The 14,447-nt window shown below is 71.7% G+C and carries 9 protein-coding genes; 4 read left to right on the forward strand and 5 right to left on the reverse strand.

Annotation, left to right across the window (positions count from 1 at the left end; genetic code table 11):
- Positions 1–8: 8 nt before the first annotated feature.
- The 4 genes from NQZ70_RS17385 to NQZ70_RS17400 all read left to right on the forward strand — a co-directional run bounded on the left by NQZ70_RS17385 (position 9) and on the right by NQZ70_RS17400 (position 6,573).
- Positions 9–977: a macrolide 2'-phosphotransferase gene (locus NQZ70_RS17385; protein WP_129575205.1), complete on the forward strand. Its 969-nt coding sequence runs from the start codon at positions 9–11 to the stop codon at positions 975–977.
- A 228-nt stretch (positions 978–1,205) separates the two neighbouring features.
- Positions 1,206–1,583, forward strand: a complete 378-nt coding sequence (locus NQZ70_RS17390) for a hypothetical protein (RefSeq protein WP_165374018.1) — start codon at positions 1,206–1,208, stop codon at positions 1,581–1,583.
- Complete coding sequence (locus NQZ70_RS17395) at positions 1,580–4,603, forward strand: ATP-binding protein (RefSeq protein ID WP_129575206.1); 3,024 nt, start codon at positions 1,580–1,582, stop codon at positions 4,601–4,603. The genes NQZ70_RS17390 and NQZ70_RS17395 overlap by 4 nt, the downstream gene beginning before the upstream one ends.
- A gap of 584 nt (positions 4,604–5,187) precedes the next feature.
- Positions 5,188–6,573: an MFS transporter gene (locus NQZ70_RS17400; RefSeq protein ID WP_129575207.1), complete on the forward strand. Its 1,386-nt coding sequence runs from the start codon at positions 5,188–5,190 to the stop codon at positions 6,571–6,573.
- Positions 6,574–6,854: 281 nt separating this feature from the next.
- On the opposite strand, the gene NQZ70_RS17405 is transcribed toward NQZ70_RS17400, so the two are convergent.
- The 5 genes from NQZ70_RS17405 to NQZ70_RS17425 form a co-directional block, all read right to left on the reverse strand.
- On the reverse strand, positions 6,855–7,853 hold the full coding sequence (locus tag NQZ70_RS17405; RefSeq protein ID WP_129575208.1) for a HupE/UreJ family protein: 999 nt from the start codon (positions 7,851–7,853) through the stop codon (positions 6,855–6,857).
- Positions 7,850–8,668, reverse strand: coding sequence for a peptidyl-prolyl cis-trans isomerase (locus tag NQZ70_RS17410; RefSeq protein WP_207217877.1), 819 nt, complete (start codon positions 8,666–8,668; stop codon positions 7,850–7,852). The genes NQZ70_RS17405 and NQZ70_RS17410 overlap by 4 nt, the downstream gene beginning before the upstream one ends.
- A gap of 182 nt (positions 8,669–8,850) precedes the next feature.
- Positions 8,851–10,053: a polysaccharide deacetylase family protein gene (locus NQZ70_RS17415; RefSeq protein ID WP_129575210.1), complete on the reverse strand. Its 1,203-nt coding sequence runs from the start codon at positions 10,051–10,053 to the stop codon at positions 8,851–8,853.
- A 466-nt stretch (positions 10,054–10,519) separates the two neighbouring features.
- Positions 10,520–12,175 carry a LamG-like jellyroll fold domain-containing protein gene (locus NQZ70_RS17420; RefSeq protein ID WP_165374019.1) on the reverse strand — a complete coding sequence of 552 codons (1,656 nt, stop codon included), beginning with the start codon at positions 12,173–12,175 and terminating at the stop codon, positions 10,520–10,522.
- A gap of 274 nt (positions 12,176–12,449) precedes the next feature.
- Positions 12,450–14,438, reverse strand: a complete 1,989-nt coding sequence (locus NQZ70_RS17425) for a S8 family serine peptidase (RefSeq protein ID WP_129575212.1) — start codon at positions 14,436–14,438, stop codon at positions 12,450–12,452.
- Positions 14,439–14,447: the final 9 nt, after the last annotated feature.

Genomic DNA, 14,447 nt, shown 5'->3' on the forward strand with positions numbered 1-14,447 from the left:
TCGCGATCATGACCGAACGTTCCAGCACCCCGTCCACCCCGTCCACGTCTCCTTCCTTCGCGCCCATCGACTCCGTCGGCGCGCTCCTCGAGGCGGCGCGCCGCGAGGGGCTCCGGCTCGTCGCCTCGCACGAGGGCTTCGACCAGACCGGGCTCGACTTCCTCGCCGTGCACGCCCGCGACGAGGAGGGCGTGCCGTGGATCGTGCGCACGCCGCGCCGGGCCGCGGTGGTCGAGGCCGCGCGCGTCGAGGCGCGCGTGCTCGCCCTCGTGCGCGGGCGCTTGCCGGTCGCCGTGCCCGACTGGCGCGTCCACACCGACCAGGTGATCGCCTACCCGAGGCTCGGCGACGTCCCCGCGGTGACCTTCGTCCCCGAGGCGGGCGTGCGCTGGAACCGCGTCGACCCGGCGGCGCCCTCGGAGGCGTTCATCGCGTCGATGGCCGACGCCCTGGCGGCGCTGCAGCGCGTCGACGTGGAGGCGATCGCGGCGGCGGGCGTCCCGGTGAAGTCCATCGACGACGCGCGGCAGCTCCACGCCCGGGCCATGGACGAGACGCGCGCCGCGCTCTCGCCCCCCGACGCCCTCTGGGCGCGGTGGCAGCGGTGGCTCGCGAACGACGCGGTGTGGCCGCGCCACCTCGCCCTCGTGCACGGCGACCTCCACCCCGGGCACATGCTCCTCGACGAGGGCGGCCGGCTCACCGGGATCCTCGACTGGACCGAGGCCCACCTCGGCGATCCCTCGGTCGACTTCGCCCTCTTCGCCGGCGCCTTCAGCAAGGCCGCGTTCGACGCGTGCATCGCGCGCTTCGAGGCGGCCGGCGGCGCGACCTGGCCCGGCCTCGCGGCCCACGCCCAGGAGCGCTGGGCGGCCTGGCCCGCCATGGCGGCGAAGTGGGGGATGGACACGGGCAACGAGGGCGTGATCGCGCACGCGCGCTCGATGCTCGCCCAGATCGCGGCCGAGGGCCGGTGAGCGGTCCCGGCGCGCCGGGTGAGCCGTCCCAGCGCGCCGGGTGAGCGGTCCCGGCGCGCCGGGTGAGCGGTCCCGGCGCGCCGGGTGAGCGGTCCCAGCGCGCCGGGTGAGCGGTCCCGGCGCGCCGGGTGAGCTAGAACCCACGAGAATCGTTGAATTTTTCCGCTCTTCTCCCGACCTCCACGTTCGCATGACAGCGCGACCCCACCCTGAGTAGCCTCTTGCGGTATGCGCGGAGGTCACGACGCGGAGACCGGCGCGGCGGATCGCGCGCTCGTCCTCGCCCTGCTGGGCGCCGTCCTCCTCGTATCGCCGGCGCGCCTGCTCTGGGCGCGCGGCCCGCTCGCGGTGGTGGCCGTCTTCGCGGTGTGGGTCGCGCTGATCGCCCTCGCCTGGCTCGCGACGCGCGCCGACCGCGGCGACGGCGCCCGCGGCGACGGCGCCCACGGCGATGCCGCCCGCGGCGACGGCGCCCACGGCGATGCCGCCCGCGGCGACGCCTCCCGCAGCGACGCCGCCCGCGGCGGCGGCGCCCCCGGCGGCGGCGCCCCCGGCGGCGGCGCCCCCGGCGACGCCGCCCGCGCCGTGCGGGAGCCGCCGCCGTGATCGCCGTCGGCGTCCTCCTGTTCGCCACCGTCGCCTGGCTGGCCGTGCTCGCCGCCATCGCGCTCGCCGCCCAGCGCGAGCGGATCCCCCGCGCGCTCGCGCGCCACCCGCTCGTGCTCGCCCTCTCGCTCGGCGTCTACGCCTCGTCGTGGACCTACTACGGCGGCGTCGGCTTCGCGCAGCGCCACGGGCTCGTCTTCCTCGCCGTCTACCTGGGCCCGACCCTCGCGTGCATGGCCACGCCGCTCCTCTGGTCGCGCGTGCTCCACATCACGCGCGAGCAGCGCCTCTCGTCGCTCGCCGACCTGCTCGCGTTCCGCTTCCAGAGCCCCGCCGCGGGGGCGCTCGTCGCCGCGTTCTCCCTCGTCGCCAGCCTGCCCTACGTCGCGCAGCAGTTCCGCGCGACCGAGGAGTCGGTCCGCGTGCTGTCCGGGCCGGGGCACGAGGAGGCCGTGGGCGCCGTCTTCTGCGCGCTGCTCGCCCTGTTCACGGCGTTCTTCGGCGCCCGCCCGTCCGCCGAGCGCCGGCGCGAGGACGGCCTCGCGACGGCGGTCGCGTTCGAGTCGGCGGCGAAGCTCGCCGTGCTCGCGGCCGTGGGCCTCGCCGCCGTGCTCGGCGCGTTCGGCGGGCCCTCCGGGCTCGCGGGCTGGCTCCGCGATCACGCCGCCGAGGTCGAGGCGCTCGCCCGCCCCGTGCGCGAGGACAGCGGCTGGACCTCGCTGCTCGTCATCAGCTTCGCCGCGGCCTTCCTGCTGCCGCGGCAGTGGCACATGGCCTTCGCCAGCGGCGCCGGGGACCGGGCGCTCGCCAGGGCCGCCTGGGCCTTCCCGCTGTTCCTGCTCGCCCTCAACCTGCCCGTCCTGCCCATCCTCTGGGCCGGGACCCGCCTCGCCGCGGCCGGGCCCGCCGACAGCTACGTGCTGCTCGTGCCCCAGCTGCTCGACCAGCGCTGGCTCGCCCTCGCCGCCTTCATCGGCGGCATCTCCGCGGCGAGCGCCATGGTCATGGTCACCGCCGTCGCCCTCGCGAACGACAGCGCGACCCACCTGCTCCTGCCGCTCGCCCGGAGGACGCTGCGCCGCAACGTCTACGCGCGCGTGCTGTGGATGCGCCGCGGGCTCCTGACCGCCATCCTCGTGGGCGGCTGGCTCTTCCACCGCGCGCAGGCGAACGGCGGGCTGCTCGTCGAGAGCGGCATCGTGTCGTTCGTCGCCTTCGCGCAGCTCCTGCCGGGGCTCTTCGCCGTGCTCTTCTGGGAGCGCGCCACGCGGGCGGGGTTCATCGCCGGGCTGCTCGCCGGCATCGCCGCCTGGACGACCCTGTGCCTCGCGCCGCTGCTCCCCGGGATGCCCGGGCTCGATCCGGCGTGGCTCGACCTCCTGCGCGAGGGCGGCCGCGCCGCGCGCGCGGGGCGCGCCCTGCCCATCGACACCTGGTCGCTGCCGACGTTCGTGTCGCTCGCCGTCAACGGCGGCACGCTCGGGCTCGTCTCGCTGCTGCGCCCGCCGGCCAAGGCGGAGCGCGAGGCGGCGCGCCTGTGCAGGCGGCGCGAGATCGGCCCGTCCGTGGAGCGCGCCACCGTGGCCTCGAGCGTCGGCGCGCTGGAGGAGCGGCTCGCCCGGCTGCTCGGCCGCGAGGCGGCGGGCATCGAGGTCACGCGCGCCCGGATCGAGCTCGACATCCCGCGCGACGAGACGCGGCCCACCGAGCTCCACGCGCTGCAGGAGCGCCTGCACCGCAACCTGTCGCCGCTGGTCGGCCCGGTGCTCGCGAGGACGGTCGCGGAGGAGGCGGGCGCCCCCGCCGCGGCGCCGGGCGCGGGCGGCGCGCTCACCGAGGAGCTCCGGTGGCTGGAGCGCCGCCTCGCGCGCGGGGAGACGCGGCTCGTCGGCGCGGCGCGCGAGCTCGACCTCTTGCGGCGGTGGCTCCGCTCGGTGCTCGCGCAGCTGCCGCTCGGCGTCTGCGCCGTGGGCTCCGACGGCGCGATCAGCCTCGTGAACCGGCGGCTCGAGGCGCTCGTCGGCGCCCTGGAGCGCGACCTCGTCGGCGCGCCGCTCGACCGGCTGCCGGCCCCGTTCGCGGAGCTGTTCGCGCGCGCGGTCCGCGCGGCGTCCGCCGGCGAGGCCGGCGCGGGCGCCGAGGAGATCGAGGCGCACGTGGCCGGGCGCGCGCGCTCGCTGCGCGTGCACCGCGCCGCGCTCGATCCGCTCGACGCGCGCGCCGCCTCGGGCGGCGTCGTCCTCCTCGTCGAGGATCGCACCGAGCAGCGCGCGCTCGAGGCGCAGCTCGCCCACAAGGACCGGCTCGCCCAGCTCGGCCGCCTCGCCGCGGGCGTGGCCCACGAGGTCGGCAACCCGCTCACCGGCATCGCCTGCCTCGCGCAGAACCTCCGGGCCGAGGCCGACAGCGACGAGATCCGCGCGCGCGCGGGCCTCATCCTCGGCGAGACCGCGCGCATCGAGGCCATCCTGCGGACGCTGCTCGAGCACAGCCGCACCGGCGCCGTGCCGTCGCCCGGCGAGGGCCCGCGCGCGCGGGTCGGGCGCGTGTCGCTCGCCCAGGTGATCGCCGAGGCCGAGCGGCTGCTCCGGCTCGACCGCGCGGCGCCGCACGTCCGGGTGGAGCAGGCCTGCCCGGAGTCGCTCGTCGTCGTCGGGGATCGGCGCGAGCTCGTGCAGGTCTTCGTCAACCTGCTCGCGAACGCCCGCGACGCGTCCGGGGCCGGCGCGACCATCGCCGTCCGCGGGCGGATCGACGCGGGCGAGATCGTGGTCGAGGTCGAGGACCACGGCTCGGGCATCCCCGAGGAGCTCCTCGCCGCCGTGTTCGAGCCGTTCGTGACGACGAAGCGCGATCCGAGCGGCACGGGGCTCGGGCTGCCGCTGTCGCGCTCGATCGTCCAGGATCACGGCGGCACGCTCACGCTGCGGAGCGCGGTGGGGCAGGGGACGACGGTCGTCGTGCGGCTCCCGCTCGCGGGCGCGCCCGGGGCGCGGCGCGGGCCCGAGGCGGCGCCGTGAGCCGGACCGCGCGGGGCGAGGGCGAAATGGCCCTCTGGAACACCGGCGGGCGTTACCGATCGTAACGGGATCTCACCGGACGGGCCTGAGTCGACGAGATGCCCTCTGGAACACCGGCGGTGTGTTACCGATCGTAACGGGATCTCACCGGACGGGCCTGAGTCGACGAGATGCCACCTGGAGCACCGGCGGGTGTTACCGATCGTAACGGGATCTCACCAGACGGGCCTGAGTCGACGAGATGCCACCTGGAGCACCGGCGGGTGTTACCGATCGTAACGGGATCTCACTGGACGGGCCTGTCTACGTGATTGGCCCGTAGCAGAACGTGTACTCTCGCGGCGCCTCGCGTGGTATTCGGATCCTGGAGATCAGCAGACGGAACACCGTGGGGGTGACGCGGCGTCGAGCCGCGCGCTGCCCTGTTGCCCGGCCCCTCGTCCCCCCGAACGCGGCCGCGCCGTCACGCGGGGCACGAGAGGCTCTGCGCGACACCGTGGCTCCCTCTCCACGGCGCGACGCCGGCGCGAGCCCGGCTTCAGCCCTCTCGACAAGCGCTGGAACTCCTTCGAGGAACCGCTCCCATGGCACAGACGTCTCCCGAAATCCTCGCTGTGACCCCACCGAGCCGCGCCCGCGAGGCCGGGCGCGAGGTCGTCGACAGCGGCACGCTCTGGAAGGTCATCTTCGCGTCCGCCGGCGGCACAATGATCGAGTGGTACGACTTCTACATCTTCGGGAGTCTCGCCGCGATCATCTCCACGCATTTTTTCCCGAAGGACAACCCGACGGCCGGCTTCCTGCTGACGCTGGGCACGTTCGCCACCGGCTTCGTCGTCCGCCCGTTCGGCGCGCTCGTGTTCGGGCGCATCGGCGATATCGTCGGCCGGAAGTACGCGTTCCTCGTGACCTTGCTGCTCATGGGCGGCGCGACGTCGCTCATCGGCGTCTTGCCGACGTACGAGAGCGCCGGGCTCGTCGCCCCGCTGGCGCTGGTCCTGATCCGCCTCGTGCAGGGCCTCGCGCTCGGGGGCGAGTACGGCGGCGCGGCGGTGTACGTGGCCGAGCACGCGCCTGACGCGAAGCGGGGCTTCTACACCTCGTTCATCCAGATCACGGCGACGCTCGGCCTGTTCGTCTCGCTGGCGGTGATCCTCGGCAGCCGCCTCATCGTCGGCGAGGACGCCTTCAAGGACTGGGGCTGGCGCGTCCCGTTCCTCCTGTCGGTGCTCCTCGTCGGCGTGTCCTTCTACGTGCGCGTCCGCCTCAAGGAGTCGCCGATCTTCGCGAAGCTGAAGGCCGAGGGGAAGACGTCGGCCGCGCCCATCAAGGACAGCCTCGGCAACAAGCGCAACTGGAAGGTCATCCTGATCGCCCTCTTCGGCGCCACGGCCGGCCAGGGCGTGGTCTGGTACACGGGGCAGTTCTATGCCCTCTACTTCCTGCAGAACACGCTGAAGGTCCCGTTCATCACGTCCACGGTCGTGGTCGCCGCGGCGCTCGCCCTCGGCATGCCGTTCTTCGTGTTCTTCGGCGCGCTCTCGGACCGCATCGGCCGGAAGAAGATCATGATCGCGGGCAACCTTTGCGGCGCGATCGGGTTCTTCCCGGTGTTCTGGGCGATGAAGCAGAACGCGGACAGCCCGGTCGTGCTCACCCTGCTCGTGTTCGTGCTCGTGCTCTTCGTGACGATGGTCTACGGCCCGATCGCGGCCTACCTCGTCGAGGCCTTCCCCGCGAAGGTGCGTTACACGTCGCTCTCGATCCCGTACCACGTCGGCAACGGCGTGTTCGGCGGTCTGCTCCCGCTCATCGCCTCCTCGGTGACGGTCGCGACCGGCAACATCTACGCGGGCCTCCTCTATCCGATCGCGGTGGCGCTCATCACCGTGGTCGTCGGCGGTATCTTCCTGAAGGAGCGCAGCGACGTGCGCCTCTGGGACGAGCTCGAGCGCCCGCGCGAGTCCTGACGTCCGCCGGTGTGAGGGGGCGATCCTCCGGCGGCCAGTGCGCCGCCGCCCCGAGCCGCCCGCGCTCCCGCGCGGTGAGGCGGAGACGAAACCCATCGACATCCGTGGAATCTCAGCGCCGCCGTGGAGCGGGGGCGCGCTGCTCCCGTCTCGGTCGAGCTCGTCTCTGATCTCATGAGAGAATTTGAACCACAGAGGGCACAGAGGGGAGAAAAGAATTTCTATCCTCTGCGCCTTCTGCGCCTTCTGCGCCCTCTGTGCTACTCCCTCCGCGGGATCCGCTACAAGCTGGTGCCCGTCAGGGTCGCCACGACGCGCTCGATCGACCAGTAACCTGCCATTCCGCCCATCGCATACACCAGACCGCGCCGCACCGTCGCCGGTTGCACGGGGACCCGCGCGGCCAAGAGGCTCAGCGCGAGCACCAGCGCGATCACGCCGAGCTGACCGATCTCCACGCCCACATTGAAGAACAGGAGCGCGGTCGGCACATGCTTTTCCGGCAGTCCGATGTCGAGCAGCGACGACGCGAACCCGAGCCCGTGAAGCAGACCGAAGGCGAACGTGACGGCCCACGGGGCGCGGTGGGCGAGCGAGTCGGCCGGCCGCAGGCACTCGCCGCAGACCAGGACGATCGAGAGCGCGATGCTCGCTTCGACCGGCGGAGCCGGCAACGTCAGCCAGCCGAACACGGCGCAAGCCAGCGTCAGGCTGTGCGCGACCGTGAACGCCGTGACGGCGCCGACCAGCTTCCGACCGCCGCGCACGAGGAGCGTGAGCGCAATGACGAAGAGGAGGTGATCGAACCCGGTCAGGATGTGCTCGACGCCGAGCCACGCGTAATCGATCACGATCGGCTTCAGCGCGAGGAGCCCGGCGGAGGCGGGGATGCCGTAAACCACGAAGCTCGGGTCGCCGCCGGTCAACACCCGGAGAAGCCGGCTTCCGCTCCGCCACTCGATCGCCACCATCACGTTGGTCTCGCTACCCTCGAGCCAGGGGAGCTCGACGGTGCCGACCAGGCCGGCGGGCCCGCAGTCGAGAAATTCCCCGTCGAGCTTGCAGGGCGGGGGGAACACGGCGGGCGACGCGAGCTCGGACCTGAGCGTGGACGAGCTCGCCTCCCAGCGCACGAGGAACCGCCCCTCGCGCCCTTCCACTTCCGTCAGCGAGAGCGACGCCGAATTGAGCTCGTGGCCTTCTGCGGGGGCAGGCGCCAGAAATACGGCCAAGAGGAGCGGCAGGGCCCGCGCCAGCCGGAGCAGCCACGGAGGATTCAAGGCACCTCCTCGAACCTGTACCGCGCGACGACGCTCTCGACGAAGTCGTCGGCGGCTTGCCTCTTCCTCGCGGCGACCCAGTCGACGACGAGGGTCGGACGTATCGACTCGCGGCTGGGCAGCCCCCCTTCGATCCGGTTGACCCGCGCGAGCAGCAGGCTGTCCTCGGTCTCCAGGGGCTGCCACGTCGCGAGCGGCAGGTTGCAAATGCTCTCGGAGACCGCAGGTCCGAACTTGGCTGTGAGCTTGTCGCGGGTGAAGTTGCCGCCCGCGATCGGACGACCGAGCGTGCTCGGGTCTGCACCGTCGGCCAGCGCGCGTCGATACGCCGACCGCTGCGCCTCTGCCGCTGGGTCGCTCTTGGGAAAAGCGACGACCTCGAAGCTGTACCGCAGCGGCGCTTCGTAGTGGCTCCGGTGAGCGGCCAACCACGCGTCCAGCTCTGCATCCGTCGGCTCCCGAGGCGGCGTCTGCTGCGCCGCCCGTGCCCGCAGCTTGTCCGCCAGCACGGTCCGCACCGTCGCGTCCTGCCGATCGAGCCCCTCCCGCAGCGCCTCACGATAGAGCACCTCGTCCCGCTTCCACCGGTCGATCGCCGCCTTCAGCTCCTCCTCGGTCGGCGCCCGCCCCGTCTCATCGCGGAACCGCCGCTCCACGTCCGCCCTCAGCCCCGGGCCGACGACGACCACCCTCGGGTCGCCGACGATGAGCCGGTGGGCGAGAAACAGCAGCGCGCCGATGAAGAGGAAATGAACGACCGGCTCGCGGAGCAACCGAGCGAAGCTCCCCATGGTTCTCCCGCTGGTGTCAGACATGGTACCTGTGGTTCGAAGGGGCCGCTTGCACACCAGGGCGTGTGGCGACCGCGCTCTACGCCGCCGGCGCGGTCGCCGCTCGCTGGCCACGGCTGCGCGTGACCGCCATCCTGGCATGAACGTGTGGGTGGGCGCTGCCCGAAGCCGCGCCGGTGACGGCGCGGACCTTCGGGCGGCTCGCTTCACGGCGACAGCGTGAGGGACTTCGCGTCGAGCGCCACCTCGTAGTAGCCGTGCGGATTCCAGGGAAGCGCGGCGCCGTTCTGCTTGGGCGTGCCGCCGGTGACCGTCACGCGCACGTACTTGCCCGGCGGGAAGTTCGCGGGCAGCTGCCACGTGTAGGTCGTCGCGCCGCCGGCCTGGGTGCTGTCGGCGTCGCTGACCGCCTTCTGGCCGCGCCAGTAGGCGCCGATGGTCTCCATGGTGCCGATCCACACGTCGCCGAAATCCTTGACGTGCTTGACGTGCTCGAGGAAGGCGTTGAGCGGGATGGGCTGATAGGCGCCGTCGCTGCCGCCGGTGAAGCCGTGGATGCAGAAGGTGCGCCACTTCTTGCCCGTCCGCGCGCTCGTGACCTCCGCGTCCATCTGCGCCGTGCTGGCGTTCTGCGGGGGAATGTAGGTGGGCAGCTTGAACGGATTGCTCGAGTCGTTCGGGCTGATCAGGGCGTTGGACACGCCGCGGTTGATGAGGAAGCGCGACTGGGAGATGCTCACATACGCATCCGAGCCGTTCGGAGCCGCCATCGTATACGGCGTGACGCTCCACTTGTCCTTGATGAACTGCGTCGCGGCGTCCGTATCAGAGCCGTTGTCGTTGCTGCTGTGGCTCTTCGTGTGGTTGCCGAGCTCATGACCGTCCATGAGCGCCTTCGTCCACACCGGATTGTTCGCTTCGTTCTTGCCGGTCCAGACATAGAAGGTGAACGGCACGCCGAGCGCGTTCAGGGCATCGTAGTTCTGGATCTGGGTCTGGTTCACGTCGTCGAAGGAGTACGTCACGGCGCCCGCGAAGCCGGCCCAATCGATGACCTTGAGCCCGCCGACAGCGCCGGAGGGCTTCGCCACGTTGTCGGCGCCGGGGGGCGTCGGAAGACCGGAATCGACCGGCGGCGTCGGCTCACCGCCCGCGCCTCCGTCACCCGAGCCGCCCTCGCCGCCGCCGCCGGTGCCGGCGCTGGTGCTGCTGCTGCTGGTGGTGCTCGCGCCGCCGGTGCCTGCGGTCGACGCCGAGGTCGTGCCGTCCGGACCGCCGGAGGTGACGCTTCCCGTCGTGCCGCTGCTGGTCGTCCCAGGCTGGCCACCGCCGCCGCCGGAGCCACCATCGCCGTCATCGCCGCAGCCGCTGATGTGCAGCGCGCCGAGCAGGAGCAACGCACCGAGCACGGGTGACGATGAAAAATTCCCGAAGTGGCGCAATCGCGATTGTTTCAACATAGGTTAACCGCAAAGATTCCCGCAAGGCGCTCGGATGATCACGACGCACGCGGATCGACGCTGCGCATGAACCGCTTGCAGTGGACAGGTAAGGAACGGGGATCGCGTCGACGGAGCGCGCCGTCGACTTTTCTCCTCGCGGCACGGCGATGGCCCGAGCATCGCCTCGATCTCGCGTACAGCGCCGTGCTCGATCTCGCGACCTCGCGACCTCGTTCGTCGTACTGCTCTTGTCGCATTGTCGTCGCGCGAGGTCAAGAGGCGGGCGGCGCACGCGATGTCGCCGGGGCGCGGGAAGAGCGGCCGCGCCGGGCCGGGGGGCGAGCCTCCTCAGCGGTCGGACCCGGCGCGGCGCGCGGACACCGCAGCTCACGGCGGCGCGGGCGCTGCGGCGCCGCCGCGAGGGCCTCCGCCCTCAGGGATAGAAGTTCACGGCGACCTTGTTGCTCGCCCCGCTGCCGTTGCGCACGCGGATGTACCCGGGACCGAGGCCGCTCGGGACCTGCACGGTGAGGCTCGTCGCGGTGATGGTGGTCGGGCTTACGACGGCGGTGTGCGTGGCGTCCACGAACTCGACCTGTGCGCCGGGCCCGAAGCCCGAGCCGGTGAGGGTCACCGTCGTGTTCGAGTACATGGTGTCGGCGTTCCCGAAGTCGAGCCAGAGCCCGCCGCGCACGAGCACGCCGGACGAGAGCATCGGGCTCTCCTGGAGGATCATCTGCTCGTGATCGAAGAAGATGGTCGTCGGGTAGCCGCCGTGCCATCCCATGATGGACTCGCCGGGATAGCTGTCCGGGTGGTGCAGGCCGAACGAGTGCCCGAGCTCGTGCGCGACGGTCCCCTTCGGCGTGCCGTCGAGGCATTGCCACGTGGCGTACCCGCAGTGGATGGCCAGCGGCTCGCGCACGCCGGAGATGGGCTCCAGCACCCAGTCGCCCACGACGGCGAAGCCGGTGTAGTCGCCATACAGGTTGGCGCCGGCATAGCCGCCGCCGCCCTGGGAGAAGACCAGCGTGGACTGCCGCCCCGGGAAGCCGCCGACGGCCTGAGACACCGCGTTCAGCCAGTTCGGGATCTCGATCGGGTTGTTCTGGCAGGCGCTCGACGGCGACGAGCCGCAGCGCATGTTCAGGTAATTCTGGGACGAGCGCACCGCCTGGACCGAGCCCACGAGGTGGAACGAGACGTTCGACTGCTGGCGATACCAGCCTTGCAGCTCGGCCAGGTACGTGTTGATGGCGTCGACGTACTCCTGGTGATATGGCTGGTCGTTCGGATAGACGTAATACGCCCTCACCGGGTAGACCTCGCCCGCGGCGAGCTGCGCCACCTGCGTGGCGCTCAGGGCCTGCTGGTAGAGGCGGACCTCGTCGATCAGGCCATCGTAGGCGTTCCAGGCGGGGTGTCCGCCGATGACGATGGGCCGCGTCGATTGCTGCAGGGTGCCGGACGCGGGCGTCGAGGCGCGGAGCTCGCCGTTCACGTAGAGCTTGAGCGCCGCGCCGTCGTACACGCCGGCGACGTGGGCCCACGCGTTCGCGACGGCGGGGGTCTCGACGATCACGTGCTGGCCCGCGCCTCCGTTGGGGAAGGCCACGGAGAAGAAGTACTTGCCTTGGGCGATGCCGAGCAGGAACGAGTCTGCGGCGTACCACTGGTTCACGATGGTGCGGTTCCCCGTCACGCTCCGCGGGTTGACCCAGGCTGCGGCCGTGATCCGGTCCTGGAAGTGGAGATAGCTCCGCCCCGCGCTGCTGATCTCCACCTGATCGCCGGCGCCGTTGAAGTCGCCGGCGGACAGGAACTTTCCCGGGCTGCAGAGGCCGCGGCCGGACATCACCCCGAACGCCCCCTGGCCCGAGTCCTCCCGGACCCGCGCGTTCGTCCCGTCCGTGCAGGTGTCGAAGCTCCAGTAAGCCGCCGGCGTCGGCAGGCTGGCCCGGTCCGCCACGAGCGCGTCGGACGCGGTGTCCACCGCCTCGCCTCCAGCCTCGTCCAGAGGGCCGGGCGCGACGCAGCCCGCGAGGCTCGCCAGCAGGGCGAGGACGACCGATAGAGAACCCGTGTGCATGGGAGTTCGCATGGAAATGAGTGCCTTTCTTGCCTGGCGCGCGCCCACGCGAGCGTGCGCTGCCGGTGGGCGAGCGGCGCGGCCAGTGCCGTGGAATGAGGCAGGGCCCCGGGGGTTCACCCCGAGCGATCCGCCTGCCCATTCCTTCGCCGCGCCCTCCGGGCGTCTGACATGACGGCAAGAAAACGACGCGCCGGCCGGCTGCGCGCAGCAGCCGCCGGCGAGCGCTCCATCGCGTCGCGCTGCGTGGCCCGAGCGTCGAGCCCGGGCTTCGCTAGAGGCTCGAGACCGCCTGCAACGCGCGCACCGCGTTCACGAAGCCGAAGCCCGTCTCGAAGTCGAAGCCGCGGGCTCCTTCGACCGGCACCGGACCGATCTCGCCTCCGAGGTCCCGCAGCCGCATGTCCTCCGCGGTGAGCCTCAGCACCAGGTACACGAGAGACGGTCGGAGCCTGCCTGAGCCGAAGAAGCTCGTGCCGGCCGCGACGTCGCGCGCGCGTGCGTCGAGCATCAGGGCGGCCACGGCCGCGACGTGCGGCGCCGACGCCGAGGTACCGAAGAAGTTCGGAAATTGGTCGGGCTCGGTGCTGCCGGGGATCTCGATCGTGAGGGGCCTGACGAAGAACGTCGTGTTTCCGCCGTCCGGTCCGGTCACGCCGGGCTTCAGCCGCACCTCTGGGATCGGGAGGCGCCTGCCGCGATCGTCGAACAAGATCGGCGTGCCGCCGACGGAGGAGAAGGATTCCAGGCATGCGGGCACGCACGCCGGATCGAGCGGGCCCCACTCCTCGGTCTGGAACCACGCCGCCGCGCCGACCGCCTCGGAGCCAGCGGCGTTCGAGTGACCGAACGTCGTGGAGCTCCGGGTGTCGAACTCGTCGACGCTGAAATTACCCGCGCGCTCGAACCACAAGTATTTCATGAGATCCGGCTTCGGGCCCGCGATCAGCTCGAGACCGAGCTGGAAGTCAATGTCCCCATCAGAGCCGTTGACGAGCAAGGCGAGCTCGACCGCGTCCCCGCCGAGGTTGTTGGCGATGCCTGCGATCTGGCAGACGATCTGCGCGGGGTCCAGCGTGCACTCCTCCACGGGTTCGCCGTTGTCGTGGTAGAAGATCAGGTCCACGTCGCTCCGCGAACCGCGCCTGCCGTTGGCCGAGAGCGAGGGTTGATCCCAGTTGAGCGCCACTATCGTCAGCGAGCGTGCGCTCGCCGAGACGCGCTGCAGGTCGTCGACGCGCGGACCCGGATCGAAGTCGTGGCGCTGCCCGCCGGACGCGCCGACGCGGCCAGAGTCGCGGAACCTGGACTGATAGGAATGGCGTGCCCGGTTGCCCGCGGATGTGAAGTACGCCACGCCCTGTCCCACCACCTTGTTCACGGCGTCGGCGATCAGCCCGTCCTCGAACATCGGCTCAGAGAGATAAAAGTAGTCGTCGACGATGATGTCCGCGCCCTTCTCGGCGAGCGCCACGATGCCGGCGGCGAAGTCCTCCTCGCCGAGGGCTGCCGTGTGGAAGGACAGGCTCGCGCCCGGCGCGACGTCGTGGATGATCTGCATCATGGCGCGGCCTTCATCGAAGCATCCGCCATTCTGCGTCGGGTCCAGATCCTCGAGGACGTCGATGTCCGGAGGCAGGTCGCCGTTGCGGATGTCTTCCGCGGCGTCGGTGAACATCTGCCCGGGGAGGAACGGCTCACGCCGGCAGTCGAAGCTGTCCGACAACACGCCGACGCGGACCCCTCGGCCATCGACGCCGAACCGCGCGCGCGCGATGTCGCTCCGCAGCGAGCGATCGCCTTGCGTCGTGACCAGACCTGCCTGCGTCATCGCCATCGTGGGCTTCATGTACCGCAGGTCCCTCATGGCCGCGATGGCGCCGAGGCGCGCGATCGGGACGCGGCCCGACACGGACTCGCCATGGACCTTCGCGTCGAGCATGCCCTCGCCGGCGAGCTGCGCCGCGAGCGCCGCGCCGTCGTCGCCGTACGCGCTGACGGCGACGTAGCCGTCCTGCACGCGGAGCGCCGCGAACTTCTTGTCGAACGCGGCTTCATCGGCCGACGGACGCGCCGCCGCCGCCCGCTGCAGCGCGCGCAGATGAGGCCCGAGCTTCGCGCCCGGCCCGGACATCAGGTCGCGCTTGCGCTCACGCAGCGCCTGCGCGGTCTGCTGCACATCTTCCTCTTCCCCGCTGGGCTCGCCCACGCACCCGATGAGCACCATCGAGAGAGCACACGCAGAGATCCCCCAGAGCTTCATCCCGATCCC

Origin of the sequence: Sorangium sp. So ce836, from assembly GCF_028553905.1 — a bacterium.
GTDB classification, from domain to species: domain Bacteria; phylum Myxococcota_A; class Polyangia; order Polyangiales; family Polyangiaceae; genus Sorangium; species Sorangium cellulosum_D.

Coding starts and splice junctions, on each gene's coding strand:
- NQZ70_RS17385 (WP_129575205.1), top strand. CDS start 9: ATGACCGAACGTTCCAGCACCCCGTCCACCCCGTCCACGTCTCCTTCC.
- NQZ70_RS17390 (WP_165374018.1), top strand. CDS start 1,206: ATGCGCGGAGGTCACGACGCGGAGACCGGCGCGGCGGATCGCGCGCTC.
- NQZ70_RS17400 (WP_129575207.1), top strand. CDS start 5,188: ATGGCACAGACGTCTCCCGAAATCCTCGCTGTGACCCCACCGAGCCGC.
- NQZ70_RS17410 (WP_207217877.1), bottom strand. CDS start 8,668: ATGTCTGACACCAGCGGGAGAACCATGGGGAGCTTCGCTCGGTTGCTC.
- NQZ70_RS17420 (WP_165374019.1), bottom strand. CDS start 12,175: ATGCACACGGGTTCTCTATCGGTCGTCCTCGCCCTGCTGGCGAGCCTC.
- NQZ70_RS17425 (WP_129575212.1), bottom strand. CDS start 14,438: ATGAAGCTCTGGGGGATCTCTGCGTGTGCTCTCTCGATGGTGCTCATC.